The organism is Arenimonas sp., assembly GCF_019459675.1.
Taxonomy (GTDB): Bacteria; Pseudomonadota; Gammaproteobacteria; order Xanthomonadales; family Xanthomonadaceae; genus Arenimonas.
Map to the genome: position 1 here is coordinate 1 of NZ_JAIBFH010000215.1, position 14872 is coordinate 14872.

Sequence of the window (14872 nt, forward strand, 5' to 3'; positions counted from 1 at the left end):
ACCGAGGGATCCACCCCAAAATACATCGGTGGCTCCAAAAAAAAGGGCGCCGGCCACGAAGGCCGGCGCAGGACGTCGTGGCGGTGGCTCAGCGCTTGAGCGCGTCGCGGATTTCAGTGAGCAGCTGCACTTCCTCGCTGGGCGCGGGCGGGGCGGCGGGCTCTTCCACCCGCTTGCGCTTGAGCGTGTTCATCACCTTCACCGCCATGAAGATGGCGAAAGCGACGATCGTGAAGTCAACGATGGTCTGGATGAAGGCGCCGTACTTCACCAGCACCGCGGCAACCTCGGCGCCCGCGGCGTCAACGCTGGCGGGCTGCAGCTCATAGGCGAGCTGGTTGAAGTTAACGCCGCCGACGATGTTGCCGACGAGGGGCATGATGATGTCGTTGACCAGCGAAGCGACGATCTTCCCGAACGCGGCGCCGATCACCACGCCCACGGCCAGGTCAACCACGTTGCCGCGCAGTGCGAATTCCTTGAACTCTGAAACCATGCCCATATGCTGCCCCTCCCCGGGGTGGTTTGATGCGGGAAACCAAACGTTACACCGCCGCCGCACTCAAGCGATATGGCCGCCGAATTCAACCAGCCCGTCCACGCCGGCGCGGAACTGGTCGCCAGGCACCAGCGCCGCCACGCCCGCCGGCGTGCCCATGAACACCAGGTCGCCGGCCTTGAGCACGTAGAGCCTGGACAGCTCGTGGATGACGTCGGCCACGGTGAACACCATCTGGTCCAGGCCGGACTGCTGGCGCAGCTGGCCGTTCACTTCCAGCCAAAGCCGGCGCGTGGAGACCGGGCCGGCCTCCGCCACCGGGACCAGCTCGCTGGCGGGGGCCGAACAGTCGAACCCTTTGGCCGTGTCCCAGGGCATGCCCTTGGCCTTGGCGGCGGCCTGCAGGTCGCGGCGCGTCAGGTCCAGGCCCACGCCATAGCCGAACACCAGGCTCAGCGCGTCGGCCGTGGCGACCTCGCCGTGGGCATCCCGGCCCAGCGCCACCACCAGCTCCACCTCATGGTGCAGGTCGCGGGTACCGGGCGGGTAGGGCACGCGACCGCCGCCGGGCACGATGGCGTCGGCGGGCTTCATGAAGAACACCGGGTTGCCGCGGTCCACCGTGGCGCCCATTTCCCGGGCGTGGTCGGCGAAGTTGCGGCCCACGCAGTAAATGCGATGCACGGGGAACTGCGCGCTGCTGCCGCGCACGGGCAGGCAGGGCAAGGCGGGGGCGGGGAATACGGTGGTGGTCATGGCGCGGCTCCGGAGCTGAGCGCCAAGTCTAGCCGCGCGGGGCGGTGGGTTGGTACGAAGGCGGTCTCAGCGCAGGCCGAGGCGGCCCGGGGATTTTTCCACGTGCACGAACTCGCCTTCGATCACGCCTTCGCTGGCGCGCGACGGGGCCGCCGTGGGGCGCATCAGGCGGCGCACCGCGGCGAACAGCAGCATGCCCAGCCCGATCACCAGCCCGAACACCACCAGCAGCGCCAGCAGCGCCACGCCCAGGACGCCCACCAGGATGCGAAGCAGCGGGTTGCGCGGCTTGCTGGGGCAGTAGCTGAAAAGGCGCTGGAAGCGGAAGGTCATTGGCGGCATGGCAGAATGCGGGGAACCGAAGTATGGCGAGGCCGGACGTGGAAAGTGTAAGCGGTTCGTTAATCCACCTGGCCGAGCTGCCGGTGGAAGGGCTGTCGGAAGTTGAACTGCCGGTGGCCGGCGAACTGCAGTCGGTCTTGCTGCGGCGCGTCGGAGCGCGCGTCCAGGCCTGGCTGAACATCTGCCCGCATGCCGGGCGGCGCATGGACTATGCGCCCGGGAAATTCCTGCTCGACCAGGGCCGCCTGGTCTGCGCGGCGCACGGCGCCAGCTTCGAGCTCGAGCAGGGCGTGTGCGTGGCCGGGCCCTGCCGCGGCGCTTCGCTGGTGCCGCTGGTGGTCGTGATTGGCTAGAACATCAGGTTGACCATCAGCAAAACGATGGCCAGGTAAACCAGGGTCAAGGGCGCACCCATGCGCCACAGGTCGCGCGGGCGGTAGCCGGCTGGCCCCGTCACCATGGCCAGCACCGGGTTGGACACGCTGAGGAAATTGTTCGACGCCGACAGCGCCACCACCAGCGCGAACGCCGTCGGGCTGCCGCCGGCGGCCAGCGCCACGTTGATGGCCATCGGCACCATCACCACGGTGGCGCCGACATTGCCGATGACCAGTGCAAACGCCGTGGCCAGCAGGCCGATGGCCGCTTCCAGCACCCAGATCGGGACGTCGGGCCCGATGCGGGCGAGGATGTGCTGGGCCAGCCAGCCGGCCGCACCGGTGGAATCCATGGCCCAGCCCAGCGGGATCAGGCAGGCCATCAGGAACACGGTCTTCCAGCTGACGGCCGCGTAAGCCTCGTCCATGTTCAGCACGCCGGTGACCATCATCGCCGCGGCGCCGGCCATCAGCGCAATCGGCACCGGCACCAGGGTGGTCAGCGCCAGCGCCATCGCCGCCACGAACACGGTCAGCGCCCACCACAGCTTCTGCGGCCGGTGGGCGCCCTTGGGGTAGTCGGTGACCACCACGAAGTCGCGGCTTTCGCTGGCCTGCGCCAGGTCGGTCCAGATGCTGTGGAACACCAGCATGTCGCCGGCCTTGAGCGGCATGCGGCGGATGTCCTCGCGCCAGACCTGGTTGTCACGGTTCACCGCCAGCAGGCTGATGCCGAAGCGCTTGCGCAGCTGCAGCTGGGCCTGGGCCTTGCCGATGAAGGCCGACGTGGGCGGGATGACCGCCTCGGAAATGCCCGAGCGGCTGGGATTGAACAGGTCGGAGAAGTGGCGCAGGCGCGCCGACATCCGAAGCAGGTTTTTCTGGGCGTAGTCCTGGATGGCCTCGCGCGGACCCATCACGCCCAGCACGCTGCCCACCCAGATCATCTGGTCGGCCGGGGGCGCCAGGCGGGCTTCGTTGCCGCTGAGCAGGGCCAGCAACAGCGGGGCGTCCCGCTGCGCCTCGGCCTCGCCCACCGACATGCCCACCAGCGGGCTTTCGGCGGTGACGCTGAGCTCGTAGACGTCGCCATCAATGCCGTAGGCGCGCGCGAAGTAGCTCTGGGTGCGGCTGGGCGCCACGCCTTTTTCCTCGCCTTTGCCCAGCGCCCTCGGGCCGCGCCAGCGGAAGTAGGCCAGGCCCGCCAGCAGCAGCACCAGGCCAATGGGCAGCGGCGCGAACATCGGCAGCGGCTGCAGCGTGGCCACGCCCGAGGGCAGGTTGCGGTTGGCGGCCACCAGCAGGTCGTTGAGCAGCATCAGCGGCGAGTTGCCGATCATGGTCAGGCCGCCGCCCATGACGATGGCCGCCGCCACCGGCATCAGCAGCCGCGACAGGCCGATGCCCGACCGGCTGGACACGCGCGAGGCCACCGGCAGGAACAGCGCCATCACCGACGGGTTCTGCATGAAGCCCGACATCAGCCCGGCCATGGCCGAGGTCAGCAGGATCAGGCGCTCTTCCATGCCCTTGGACACGCGCAGCAGCCACACCGCCAGCCGGTTGAGCGCGCCGGTGCGGTCCAGGCCCGCCCCCAGGATCATCGTGGCGATCACCGCGATGACGGCGTTGCCGGAAAAACCATCGAACAGCTGGTTGGCCGGCACCAGCCCCGTCAGCCCCAGCACCACCAGCACCACCAGCGCGGTGGCGTCGGCGCGGATGCGTTCGAACATGAACATCGCGATGGTGAAGCCCACCAAGCCCAGCACGAGCATCATGTCGCGAGTCAGGACCAGGCCGGTTTCCATGCGGGATGCGCCCTCAGGTCCGGTCGTACAGCAGGTCCCAGACACCGTGGCCCAGTTTCAGGCCGCGGGTCTCGAAGTGCGTTTGCCGCCGCCATTCCGGCCGCGGTACGAAGCCGCGCGCACCGGCGCGGTTGTGCAGGCGCGGCTCGGCGTCCAGCACGTCCCACATGTGCTCGGCGTAGTTTTCCCAGTCGGTGGCCAGGTGCAGCAGGCCGCCGGGGCGCAGGCGTTCGCACAGCAGGCCGACGAAGCCCGGCTGCACCAGGCGGCGCTTGTTGTGGCGCTTCTTGTGCCAGGGGTCGGGGAAGTAGATGCGCACTTCGTCCAGCGACGCCGGGGCGATCTCGTGCTGCAGTACTTCCACCGCGTCGTGCTGGTAGACGCGCAGGTTGGCCAGGCCAGCCTCGCCGGCGCCGTTCAGCAGCCGGCCCACGCCGGGACCGTGCACTTCAACGCCGATGAAATCGCGGCCGGGCTCGCGCTGCGCCGCGAACCGCAGCTGCTCGCCGTTGCCGAAGCCTATTTCCAGCACGCGCGGAGCGCGGCGGCCGAAGACCGCGTCGAAGTCGCGCGGCGCCGCGGTGTAGTCCAGCCCGTGCGCGTCCCAATACAGTTCGAAGGCGCGCTTCTGGGCGACGGTCTGCCGGCCCTGGCGCAGCACGAAGCTGCGGATCGGGCGGTTGCGCAGGGCCGCTGGCGGGGCGCTGTCGTCGCTGTCGCCGGACATGCCCGTGGCCATCATCAGAGGAAGTGACCGTCGATGGGCGACGACGCGCTGGCGTTGCGCTTCTTGGGGATGCGGCCGGCCAGGAAGGCCTCCCGGCCGGCCTCGACCGCCTTGCGCATCGCGCTGGCCATCAGCACCGGGTCGCGTGCACCGGCAATGGCGGTGTTCATCAGTACGCCGTCGCAGCCCAGCTCCATGGCGATGGCCGCGTCGGACGCCGTGCCTACGCCGGCGTCCACCAGCACGGGCACCCTGGCGTTCTCGACGATTTCCAGAATGGACCAGCGGTTCTGCACGCCCAGGCCCGATCCGATCGGGGCGGCCAGCGGCATGATGGCCACGCAGCCAATTTCTTCCAGGCGCTTGGCGATGATCGGGTCGTCGGACGTGTACACCATCACGTCGAAACCTTCGGCCACCAGGATCTCGGCCGCCTTGATCGTCTGCACCACGTCGGGGTAGAGCGTGCGTGCGTCGCCCAGCACTTCGAGCTTCACCAGCTTGTGGCCATCCAGCAGTTCGCGCGCCAGGCGGCAGGTGCGCACCGCGTCGTCGGCGGTGTAGCAGCCGGCGGTGTTGGGCAGCAGCGTGTAGCGGTCGGGCGGCAGCACGTCCAGCAGGTTGGGTTCGCCGGGGTTCTGGCCGATGTTGCTGCGGCGGATCGCCACCGTGACGATCTGCGCCCCCGCGGCCTCGGTGGCCAGGCGGGTCTGTTCCAGACCGGTGAACTTGCCCGTGCCGGTCAGCAGGCGGGAGCGGTAGGTGATGCCGGCGATCACGAGCGGATCGGCATTCGGGGCGTCGGGCGTGCGGTTCATGCCCGGATTATGGCCCGATTGACGGTGCGAGTTAACCCTTTCTTAAGAAGAGGTTCAGCCGCGGAGCAGCGTGGTCATCCGCCGCCGATGGCCTGGATGATCTCCACGCGGTCGCCTTCGGCCAGCACGTGGCTGGGGTGGCGGCTGCGCGGCACCACGTCCAGGTTGACCTCCACCGCGACCTTGCGGCCGGCATGGCCGGCCTGCACGAGCAGGGCTTCGAGCGTGGTGCCGGGGTCGAGGTGTCGGGCCTGGCCGTTGAGGGTGATCTTCATGAGCGCGATTTTATCGCGTTGCGGCCGGTCGTGGCGGCCCGCATAATCCGGGGCGTTCGCGGGTGTAGCTCAATGGTAGAGCTGTTGCTTCCCAAGCAACTGACGAGGGTTCGATTCCCTTCACCCGCTCCACGCACCCAAGGGCCAGGCCGGCGGCTTGGCTTTTCTTGCCCTCGCTGGCCGGATCAGGCTCCCGGGCCACCGCCACGCGGGGCACTCGCGCACGCCCGAGGGTCTGTTTTTGTCGAACGATCGCCCACCCCTCCCGGTCCCGCAGGCTGGCGCCACCGGCGCTGCCCGCGCGGCGCGCGCGGTCATCCCGTTCGCGTTGGCCTTCCTGGCGATGGTGGTGTTTGGCGCCATGAACCGGGACCTGGGCTTCCGCGGCGACTCGTTCGAGACCTGGGAGGTGGCGAAGTCGCTGTTCGCCGCGGACAACCCCTACCGGTCGTTCGTCGAATACCGCGGCTTCGTGGTGTTCGCCATCAGCGGGGCCGTCTACGGGGTGTCCACCTGGCTGGGCACCGACGACGTCGCCACGTTCCGGGTGTTCGCCGCGCTGCTGTTCGCCGCCCTCACCACGGTGAGCCTGCCGGCCCTGTTCTCGCGGCTGCTGGGGCAGCCGGCATCGATGGCCCGGACCCTGGTGTTCGCGGCCGTGGTCTTCTATTTTTTCCGCGGCTATTTCCTTTATCCGTCCAGCGACTACTTCGCGCTGTACTTCCTGGTGCTGGCGCTCAACCGCGCGCTTGATCCGGGCCGGTACCCGGTGGCGTCGTTCGGGTTGGCCGGCCTGTGGGTGGCCGCCGCCATTCTGTCGCGTTCGAACTACATCGTTTGCGTGCCGTTCGTGCTGGCGCTGGTGTGGATGCAGGCGCGGGCCGGCGCGGTGCCGCGGCCCCGGATGGCGGCGGGCGTGGCGGTATTCACCGCTGCGCTGCTGGCGATGTTCCTGGTGAACCAGGTGTACGCACAGCATCGGAATGAAGCCGCCGGGCCGGTCAAGACCGAGGGCCTGCGCGTGCTCAACGGCCAGCTGACCAACGGCCTGAAGATGCAGAAGATCGAATGGAGCGTGGACGAGTCCTACACCGGCATGGTCGTGTTCGCCGAGCCGACGGGCCTGGCGCTGCTGGAGGAAGAGGGCATCACGGGCTGGCTGGCGCTGCCGCAGTACCTGGGCCTGGTGGCGGCGCATCCGCTGGATTTCGCCGGCATTTACGCCCGGCACCTGTTCAACGGCGTGGACATCAGCTACCCCAGCGTCTACGTGGACGACGTGCGACGCAGCCGGCTGCTTTTCTCGCTCGCCAATTATTCCCTGCTGTTCCTGGGCGGCCTGGTGGTGGCGCTGCGATTCGCCGGCGGCGGACGTTCGCTGCCGGGCATGGTGGGCTTGGCGGGCCTCGTGGTGCACGTGTTCTTCTGCATCCCCTTCCCGGTGGAGCCGCGCTTTTTCCTGGCGCTGGTGTTGGCCATGCACGGCTTCGCAATTTTCGGCGGTGAGTCCGCGTGGCGGCGCCTGGGCAGCCCGGGCGCCGGGCGCGCGCTTGCCCTGGTGTCGCTGTGCTACGTCGGTTTTCTTGCGGCGTGTTTTGCACTGTCCGCGCGCGCCTTCGAACAGATCGAGGGAGAGCCCCTGCCTCTGCTGCCCGCGGCTGCCCCGGCTTACGGCGGCGTGGCGCCGGTTCCCCGCGGCTGACGGATGCCAGGCGGCGGGCATTGGCTTAGACTTCGCACGCTCCCGGAGCCGCCGCAGCCTGCGGCGCTCGCCCGGGACCCTGCCCACCCCTCGGAGGAAGCCATGCCTGACCCCGTCCTTCTGGGCTGGCGCGAATGGCTGTCGCTGCCTGCCCTGGGCATCGTGGCGGTGCGTGCCAAGGTGGACACCGGCGCCCGGTCGTCGGCGCTGCACGTGCAGGACCAGGAAGTGTTCGCGCGCGATGGCCGCGAGTTCGTGCGCTTCGTGCTGGACACCGGCGTGCACGGCCAGGCGCCGCAGCCCGCCGAAGCGGCCGTGATCGACCGCCGCCAGGTGACCGATTCGGGTGGCCACACCACTGAACGCATTTTCATCCAGACCCGGCTGCGGCTGGCGGGCCTGGAATGGGACGCCGAAGTGAACCTGACACATCGGCGGAACATGCTCTTCCCCATGCTGCTCGGCCGGACTGCACTGGCGGGGCGTTTCCTGGTCGATCCGGCCAGTTCCTTCCGCCAGGGCGATCCGCCCGAAGGCCTGCTGCCGCCGTGAAACTCGCCATCCTCTCCCGCAATGCCAAGCTTTACTCGACCCAGCGCCTGGTGGAAGCCGGCCGCCAGCGCGGCCACGTGGTGCGCGTGCTCGACCCGTTGCGCTGCTACATGCAGATCGCACCCGGGCAGTTCCTGCTGCGCTACAAGGGCAAGCCGCTGGCGGGCATCGACGCGGTGATCCCGCGCATCGGCGCCTCGGTCACCTTCTACGGCACGGCGGTGCTGCGCCAGTTCGAACTGATGGGCGCGTTCACTCCCAACGGCTCGGACGCCGTGCTGCGCGCGCGCGACAAGCTGCGCTGCCACCAGATGCTGGCCGGCGAAGGCCTGGACCTGCCGCTGACCGTATTCGGCGACAACCCCGACGACACCGGGGACCTGCTGGGCATGCTGGGCAAGCCGCCGCACGTGATCAAGCTCAACGAGGGTACGCAGGGCACCGGCGTGATCCTGGCCGAAAACGCCGGCGCCTCGCGCAGCGTCATCGAAGCCTTCCGCGGCCTGTATGCCAATTTCCTGGTGCAGGAGTTCATCGCCGAAGCCAAGGGGTCGGACATTCGCTGCTTCGTGGTGGGCGGCAAAGTCGTGGCGGCCATGCGCCGGCAGGCCAGCGAGGGCGAGTTCCGCTCCAACCTGCACCGGGGCGGCAAGGCCAGCAAGATCAAGCTCACGCCGGCCGAAATCGACACTGCCCTGCGGGCGGCCCGGGTGATGGGGCTCGGTGTTGCAGGCGTGGACCTTCTGCGCTCGAAAAGGGGTCCATTGGTGCTGGAAGTGAACTCAAGCCCCGGTCTGGAGGGCATCGAGGGCGCCACCGGGGTGGATGTGGCCGGGGCCATCATCGATTTCCTGGCCGCCAGCGTTCGCCCCAAAGCCCGGCCGGCCAAGGCCGCCGCCCGCCGGAAGCCTGGCTTAACCAAAGCCTGAGAGCGATTTAACGGGGTCTTAATACGTCCGGGCCTAGGCTTGGCAAGCCGGAAACCCTGCAAGGTCCTCCTCGTCAGAGCGGCATCCCGCGGATTACGGCAATCGGGGCAGTAGCAACCTTTCGGCCCGGGCAGGCGCCTCCAAGCGTCCCCGGGCCTTTTTCTGCCCGGACTGTGCAATCTCTCCCCGTCTGTCAGTATTCTGGGGACACCCCCCGTTAAAAAAGGAGCACCGCCTTGTTCAAGATGTTCGTACTGTTGATCGCACTCGCCGCCGCGCCGATCGCGCTGGCCGAAAATTCCGTGTCCGTCGACGCCGGTGATTTCGCCGCGCAGCGCGCCAAGATCGAAAAGGACCTGGCCGACGGCAAGACTTATGCCGAACTTTCCTCGGCCGAGCGCAGCGACGTGCGTGCGTCGCTCGACCGCATGGCCAGCATGCTCGAAGGCGGCAAGACGCCCGACGAACTGTCGGCCGACCGCAAGGTCGAGCTGTACAACGTCCAGGAACGAACCAACATGCTGCTGACCCAGGGCGCTGCCGACAGCCGCCTGGTCTGCACCCGCGAAGCCCGCACCGGCAGCCGCCGCGAGATCACCACCTGCATGACCGTGGCCGAGCGCAACCGCCGCCGCACCGCGGACCAGGACACCATGCAGAAAGCCCAGCGAATCACTCTGCCGGTCAGGAACTAGCCCGTGAGAATCCTGGTGGTTGAGGACAACCGTGACATCGCCGCCAACCTCGGGGATTACCTCGAGGACCGCGGCCACACGGTGGACTACGCGGCGGACGGCGTTACCGGCCTGCACCTGGCCGTGGTCAACGACTTCGACGCCATCGTGCTCGACCTCAACCTGCCAGGCATGGATGGGCTGGAGGTCTGCCGCAAGCTGCGGCAGGAAGGCCGCAAGCAGACGCCGGTGCTGATGCTGACGGCCCGCGATTCCCTGGACAACAAGCTGGAAGGCTTCGATTCCGGCGCCGACGACTACCTGGTGAAGCCCTTCGCGCTGCAGGAAGTGGAAGCCCGCCTGGCCGTGCTGGCCCGGCGCGGCAAGGCCGCCCAGCCCCGCGTGCTGCTGGTGGCCGACCTGGAGTACAACCTGGACACGCTGGAAGTGCGCCGCGGCGGCAAGCTGCTGCAGCTCAACCCCACGGCCCTGAAAATCCTGCAGTCGCTGATGGAGGCGTCGCCTTCGGTGGTGACCCGCCAGGAGCTTGAAACGCGCGTCTGGGGTGAAGAACTTCCCGACAGCGATTCGCTGCGCGTGCACATCCATGGCCTGCGCGCCGCGGTGGACAAGCCGTTCGAGAAGGCGCTGATCCAGACCCGTCACGGCATCGGCTACCGGATTGCCGACCTCGAAGCGAGCTGAAGCCAATGCGCTACCGGCGTAGGCTTCGCAGCCGGATCATCCTGTCGTTCTTCCTGCTGGGCTTCGGCCTGACGGCGCTGTTCGCCACGGCGACGGTGCTGCTGCGCGAGCGGCTTGAAGACCAGCTGATCGGCGAGGCGCTTTACGGCAACGTGCAAGACTACGCGGCCGGCTACTACGCCGATCCCGAGGGCAAGGATCCGATCGGCGTCGAGTTCCAAAGCATCAGGGGCTTCATCTTCAGCGAACGCAAGTTCGGCAACGTGCCCTTCAACTGGCAGAACCTGCCCGAAGGCGTGCACGAGATCAGCGGGCCGGACGAAGACGGCGATATCCGCACCTACAAGCTGGCGGTGAAGAAGGACGATGACCTCTGGTTCTTCCTTCGCTACGACATCAGCCAGCAGCGCGCCAGCCAGAAGCAGTTGATGTACATGCTGATCGGCGTGGTGGCCCTGTTCTCGCTGATGTCGCTGGTGATCGGCTTCTGGTCGTCCAAGCGCGTGATCAGCCCGCTGACCGAACTGGCCCATCGCATGAAGGGCATGGCCGGCAGCGAAAAGCCCAAGAAGCTGGCGCCGCACTTTGCCAACGACGAAGTGGGCCAGCTGGCCGCCGTGCTGGACGACTACGCCGAGCAGATGACGGCGCTGGTGAAGCGCGACCGCGAGTTCAATTCCGACGTCAGCCACGAGCTGCGCACGCCGCTGTCGGTGATCCGCGGCGCCACCGAGCTGCTGCTGGCCAACCCCGACCTGCCGGAGAAAACCCGGCAGCGCCTGCTGCGCATCGAGCGCGCGGCGGTGCAGAGCACTGACCTCACCACGGCGCTGCTGCTGCTGTCGCGCAACGAGCGCGGCATCGGCCACACGCCGCTGCTCAAGCTGTGCCAGCAGCTGGCCGACGCCAGCCGTACGCAGCTGGGCGGCAAGCCCCTGGAAGTGATCGTGGAGGGCGACCCGGACGCCGTTGCCGAAGCGCCCGAGGCGGTGCTGGCCGTGGCGCTGGGCAACCTGATCGGCAACGCCTGCAAGTACACCAGCCAGGGCGAAGTGCGCATCGTGGTGGAAGCGCACCAGGTGCGTATCGAAGACACCGGGCCGGGCCTGAGCGAAGAGGACGCCGCGCGCCTGTTCGAACGCGGCTACCGCGGCTCCGGCGCCGGTGGCACGGTGGGCGGCGGCATCGGCCTGTCCATCGTCCGCCGCCTGTGCGACCTGTACGAGTGGCAGGTGAGCATCGCGCCGCGCCCGGAGCTGGGCGCGGTGGCCATCCTGCGCTTCGCGCAGGACTGACGGGGCCCCGGGCCCGTTTTAGACGTACTCCAGCCAGCCGCGGGTGTCGGGCGTGCGGCCGTCGAACAGGCCGAAGAACAAATCCTGCACGCGGCGCGTGACCGGGCCGGGCTTGCCGGCGCCGACCTGCCGGCCGTCCACTGAGCGGATGGGCGTGATCTCGGCGGCGGTGCCGCACATGAAGAGTTCGTCGCACAGGTAGAGGTATTCGCGCGGGATGTCGCGCTCCACGCACTCGATGCCGTTGGCCTTGGCCAGGGTGATGATCGAGTTGCGGGTGATGCCGTTGAGCAGCGCCGCGCTGATGGGCGTGGTGTGCAGCGCGCCGTCCATCACCAGGAACAGGTTTTCGCCCGCGCCTTCGCTGAGCAGGCCGGTGGACGCCAGCGCGATGCCTTCGCCGAAGCCCAGGCGACGCGCTTCGCGCGCCACCAGCTGGCCGGAAAGATAATTGCCGCCGGCCTTGGCGCCCGCGGGAATGGTGTTGGGCGCGAAGCGCTGCCAGCTGGAAACACAGGCATCAATGCCGGCTTCCAGCACGTCCGGGCCCAGGTAGGGGCCCATGTGCCAGGCGGCAATGGCCAGGTCGGTAGGGGTGTCGGCCGACAGGCCGAAGCCGCCCAGGCCGCGGTAGGCGATGGGCCGCAGGTAGGCTTTTTCCAGGCCATTGGCGGTGATGACGTCGCGGCAGGCCTGGGCCAGCGTGGGCACGTCGTAGGGCATGTACATGTCGTAGATCTTGGCCGACGCGTACAGGCGCTTGAGATGTTCGGTGAGGCGGAAGATGGCCTGGCCGTTGGGCGTGGCGTAGCTGCGGATGCCCTCGAACACCGACGATCCGTAGTGCAGGCCATGCGCCATGACGTGAACGGTGGCGTCGGCCCACGGCTTGATCACGCCGTTGTGCCAGATGTGTTCGGGGTAGGGCTGCGACATGGCGGACTCCTGGAGACAGGGCGCCAGTTTATCCGTTCAGGCCCGGCCCGGTCTCACAGTTCGATCCACCAGCAGCCGGCGTTGCGGCGCAGCTGGAATACGGTGCCGCTGGCCTGTTCGGCCCGGTCGCTGCGCATCTGCAGCACGCGCAGGTGACGGGGCTGGGGCGCGTCTGCGGGGCCGGCGGCGGGCAGGGCGAAGTCCGGCACCGGTTCGCCGGGCGCGAGCGTGATTTCCGCCCGCGGCAGCGGCTCGGGCGGTGGCTGCGGGTAAACCAGCTCCACCGACACCAGCGCCTGGCCGGCGATGGCCTCCAGTTCGTCCATCAGGCGCCGGCCGCTGCCCGAACCGGTGCCGGTCCAGTGGTAGTGGCTGGCGAGGCGGTTGACGTCGCGGGCCTCCAGCGCGGTGCGCACCCGGTCCAGCAGTTGGCCGGGGCTGCGCGCGCAGCCCGCCTGGGCGAAGCCGCCGCGCAAACCGCTGCCCAGGTTGCCCTCGGCGGAAGGCGGCGCCTGCATCGGCACCGAGTCCATTTCGCTGCAGGCGCGGTCGGTGAACACGCTGGTGCCGTCGGCCGCCACGCAGCGACGGATACCTTGGGCCGACGCGGGCGTGGCCCAGGCCAGCAGGCAGCAAAGTGCGAGGGCAAACCAGGGAAGGGTGCGGACCATGGGCCGCAGGTTAGCGCGTTGTCAGCCCAGGCGGGTGAGCACCGCTTCGGTCGGCCGGGCCAGGTTCAGCGTGTAGAAATGCAGCTCCGGCGCGCCCGCGTCCACCAGGCGGCGGCACATGCCGGCAACGATGTCGGCCGCGAACTCGCGCACGCTGTCGGCGTCGTCGCCGTAGGCCTGCATGCGCTTGCCGATCCAGCGCGGGATCTCGGCGCCGCAGGCTTCGGAGAAACGCTTGAGCTGGCTGAAATTGGAGATGGGCATGATGCCGGGCACGACCGGGATGGTGATGCCGGCCTTGCGTACGTCGTCCACGAAGCGGAAGTAGGCGTCGGCGTTGAAGAAGTACTGGGTGATGGCGCTGTCGGCGCCGGCGTCCACCTTGGTCCTGAAGTGGCGGATGTCGGCCAGGGCGTCTTCGGACTGCGGGTGGGTTTCGGGGTAGCAGCCCACTTCGATGTGGAAGTGGTCGCCGTGTTCGTCGCGGATGAAGCGCACCAGGTCGGACGCGTAGTGCAGGTCGCCGGCGCGCGCCATGCCCGAAGGCAGGTCGCCGCGCAGGGCCACGATGCGGCTGCAGCCCTGGGCGCGGTATTCGGCCAGCAGCCCGCGGATTTCTTCGCGCGTGCCGCCGACGCAGCTCAGGTGCGGCACGCCGTTGAGGCCGTGGGTGTCGCGCAGGCTGCGTACGGTTTCGGCGGTGTAGGACAGCGTTGAGCCGCCGGCGCCAAAGGTGACCGACACGAATTCAGGCGCATGCGCCTTGAGCTTGCGTACCGTCCGGTCAAGCTGGGCGCGCTGGTCGTCGGTCTTGGGCGGGTAGAACTCGAAGCTGAGCTTGGGCATGCAGGCCTCTCTCGCGTGTTCCGGGACTATATCGCTTCATCCGGATGAAAGGAACCAAGGCTGGCCTCCGATGGGCCCCTCCGCCCGCTGGCCTGGCCCCTGGCCCGATGGCCAGGCGGCGCTGTGCTAGCTTTGCAGGTAAAAGCACAGGAGGCAGCGGATGCCCTCGCTACGGACGTCTGCGGTAACTTCAGCGCCGCCTTCGCCGGTCCTGGTCGAGTCAGCCAGCGAGCGGTTCACGAAGACCCTGGTGGCGCTGACGCGCGCCCTGTGGCGGCCCGATTGCACCTTCGAAACGGCCATTGGCGCCATCTGCGAGGCTTCCGCCAATGCCCTCAGGATCGACCGCGTCAGCGTCTGGCGCTACGACGTGCCGGGGCAGCGGCTGCACTGCATCCATTCCTACGACGGCGCCAGCGGCGGACACCGGCCGGTTGCGCTGCTGGAAGTACTTTCTCTCGAAGGCGACGACTACATTGCGGCGCTTGCCGACGTGCGCACCTTCGAGACCTCCGAAATCCAGGACGAACCGGCGGCGGCCAATTCCCACCAGGCGCTGCGCGATTACCTCCAGCGCCACCGCATCCACGCCGTGCTGGACGCGCCGGCCTTCGTCGGCGGCGAGCTGCATGGGGTGATATGCCATGAAAGCATCCAGGGCGCCCGGATATGGTCGCGCGAGGAAACCACCTTCGCCGCAAGCATGGGCGACTACGTGGCGATGGCCTACGAGATCGCGCGCCGCCATGTCGCCGAGGCCGAAATTGATTATTTGCGCGTGCACGACGCCGCCACGGGCTTGCCGAACCGCGACTACATGATCGAACTGATCAGGCAGCGGCTGCTTGCGCAGTCGCCGCACGATGCCGTTCCCGCGGTGGTGAACCTGAGGGTGGATGCTGCGCAAAGCGTGGCCATGTCCCTTGGCACCACCAGCGAAGACGAGGTCATGGCCCG

Annotated in this window: 18 protein-coding genes and 1 tRNA gene; 9 read left to right on the forward strand and 10 right to left on the reverse strand. The window is 68.4% G+C overall.

What is annotated here, in order from left to right:
• Positions 1 to 88 precede the first annotated feature (88 nt).
• The 3 genes from mscL to K0M70_RS07335 form a co-directional block, all read right to left on the reverse strand.
• Positions 89 to 502, reverse strand: a complete 414-nt coding sequence (gene mscL / locus K0M70_RS07325) for a large-conductance mechanosensitive channel protein MscL (RefSeq protein WP_290781066.1) — start codon at positions 500 to 502, stop codon at positions 89 to 91.
• 60 nt (positions 503 to 562) lie between these two features.
• Positions 563 to 1255: a fumarylacetoacetate hydrolase family protein gene (locus K0M70_RS07330; protein ID WP_290781069.1), complete on the reverse strand. Its 693-nt coding sequence runs from the start codon at positions 1253 to 1255 to the stop codon at positions 563 to 565.
• A 66-nt stretch (positions 1256 to 1321) separates the two neighbouring features.
• Positions 1322 to 1597, reverse strand: a complete 276-nt coding sequence (locus tag K0M70_RS07335) for a hypothetical protein (RefSeq protein ID WP_290781071.1) — start codon at positions 1595 to 1597, stop codon at positions 1322 to 1324.
• 23 nt (positions 1598 to 1620) lie between these two features.
• Between K0M70_RS07335 and K0M70_RS07340 the strand changes: the two genes are divergently transcribed.
• The gene (locus K0M70_RS07340) at positions 1621 to 1950 is read left to right on the forward strand and encodes a Rieske (2Fe-2S) protein (RefSeq protein WP_290781074.1); all 330 of its coding nucleotides are present in this window, start codon (positions 1621 to 1623) and stop codon (positions 1948 to 1950) included.
• On the opposite strand, the gene K0M70_RS07345 is transcribed toward K0M70_RS07340, so the two are convergent.
• The 4 genes from K0M70_RS07345 to thiS all read right to left on the reverse strand — a co-directional run bounded on the left by K0M70_RS07345 (position 1947) and on the right by thiS (position 5605).
• Positions 1947 to 3785 carry an SLC13 family permease gene (locus K0M70_RS07345; RefSeq protein WP_290781076.1) on the reverse strand — a complete coding sequence of 613 codons (1839 nt, stop codon included), beginning with the start codon at positions 3783 to 3785 and terminating at the stop codon, positions 1947 to 1949. The genes K0M70_RS07340 and K0M70_RS07345 overlap by 4 nt on opposite strands.
• A 13-nt stretch (positions 3786 to 3798) precedes the next feature.
• Positions 3799 to 4512 carry a tRNA (guanosine(46)-N7)-methyltransferase TrmB gene (gene trmB / locus K0M70_RS07350; RefSeq protein ID WP_290781078.1) on the reverse strand — a complete coding sequence of 238 codons (714 nt, stop codon included), beginning with the start codon at positions 4510 to 4512 and terminating at the stop codon, positions 3799 to 3801.
• 14 nt (positions 4513 to 4526) lie between these two features.
• Positions 4527 to 5330 carry a thiazole synthase gene (locus K0M70_RS07355; protein ID WP_290781080.1) on the reverse strand — a complete coding sequence of 268 codons (804 nt, stop codon included), beginning with the start codon at positions 5328 to 5330 and terminating at the stop codon, positions 4527 to 4529.
• 74 nt (positions 5331 to 5404) lie between these two features.
• Positions 5405 to 5605: a sulfur carrier protein ThiS gene (thiS, locus tag K0M70_RS07360; RefSeq protein WP_290781082.1), complete on the reverse strand. Its 201-nt coding sequence runs from the start codon at positions 5603 to 5605 to the stop codon at positions 5405 to 5407.
• 58 nt (positions 5606 to 5663) lie between these two features.
• Here thiS and K0M70_RS07365 point away from each other — a divergent pair.
• The 7 genes from K0M70_RS07365 to K0M70_RS07395 all read left to right on the forward strand — a co-directional run bounded on the left by K0M70_RS07365 (position 5664) and on the right by K0M70_RS07395 (position 11462).
• Positions 5664 to 5737, forward strand: a tRNA-Gly gene (locus K0M70_RS07365).
• A 109-nt stretch (positions 5738 to 5846) separates the two neighbouring features.
• The gene (locus K0M70_RS07370; protein WP_290781084.1) at positions 5847 to 7307 is read left to right on the forward strand and encodes a hypothetical protein; all 1461 of its coding nucleotides are present in this window, start codon (positions 5847 to 5849) and stop codon (positions 7305 to 7307) included.
• A 102-nt stretch (positions 7308 to 7409) separates the two neighbouring features.
• Positions 7410 to 7859, forward strand: a complete 450-nt coding sequence (locus K0M70_RS07375) for a RimK/LysX family protein (RefSeq protein ID WP_290781087.1) — start codon at positions 7410 to 7412, stop codon at positions 7857 to 7859.
• Entirely contained in the window at positions 7856 to 8788 is a 933-nt protein-coding gene (rimK, locus tag K0M70_RS07380; RefSeq protein WP_290781089.1) for a 30S ribosomal protein S6--L-glutamate ligase, read from the forward strand. Before K0M70_RS07375 ends, rimK begins: the two co-directional genes overlap by 4 nt.
• Positions 8789 to 9033: 245 nt before the next feature.
• On the forward strand, positions 9034 to 9483 hold the full coding sequence (locus K0M70_RS07385; protein ID WP_290781103.1) for a hypothetical protein: 450 nt from the start codon (positions 9034 to 9036) through the stop codon (positions 9481 to 9483).
• Positions 9484 to 9486: 3 nt separating this feature from the next.
• Positions 9487 to 10167, forward strand: a complete 681-nt coding sequence (locus tag K0M70_RS07390) for a response regulator transcription factor (RefSeq protein WP_290781091.1) — start codon at positions 9487 to 9489, stop codon at positions 10165 to 10167.
• A 5-nt stretch (positions 10168 to 10172) separates the two neighbouring features.
• On the forward strand, positions 10173 to 11462 hold the full coding sequence (locus tag K0M70_RS07395; protein WP_290781093.1) for a HAMP domain-containing sensor histidine kinase: 1290 nt from the start codon (positions 10173 to 10175) through the stop codon (positions 11460 to 11462).
• Between the two features lie 18 nt (positions 11463 to 11480).
• On the opposite strand, the gene K0M70_RS07400 is transcribed toward K0M70_RS07395, so the two are convergent.
• Genes K0M70_RS07400 through metF form a run of 3 tightly spaced genes read right to left on the reverse strand, consistent with a single transcriptional unit; the run spans position 11481 to position 13915 of the window.
• Entirely contained in the window at positions 11481 to 12398 is a 918-nt protein-coding gene (locus K0M70_RS07400) for a branched-chain amino acid transaminase (RefSeq protein ID WP_290781095.1), read from the reverse strand.
• A gap of 53 nt (positions 12399 to 12451) precedes the next feature.
• Positions 12452 to 13069: a DUF4124 domain-containing protein gene (locus K0M70_RS07405; RefSeq protein ID WP_290781097.1), complete on the reverse strand. Its 618-nt coding sequence runs from the start codon at positions 13067 to 13069 to the stop codon at positions 12452 to 12454.
• Positions 13070 to 13090: 21 nt separating this feature from the next.
• On the reverse strand, positions 13091 to 13915 hold the full coding sequence (gene metF / locus K0M70_RS07410) for a methylenetetrahydrofolate reductase [NAD(P)H] (RefSeq protein WP_290781099.1): 825 nt from the start codon (positions 13913 to 13915) through the stop codon (positions 13091 to 13093).
• 250 nt (positions 13916 to 14165) lie between these two features.
• Between metF and K0M70_RS07415 the strand changes: the two genes are divergently transcribed.
• The coding region (locus tag K0M70_RS07415) for a GAF domain-containing protein (protein ID WP_290781101.1) at positions 14166 to 14872 on the forward strand (707 nt) is incomplete at its 3' end.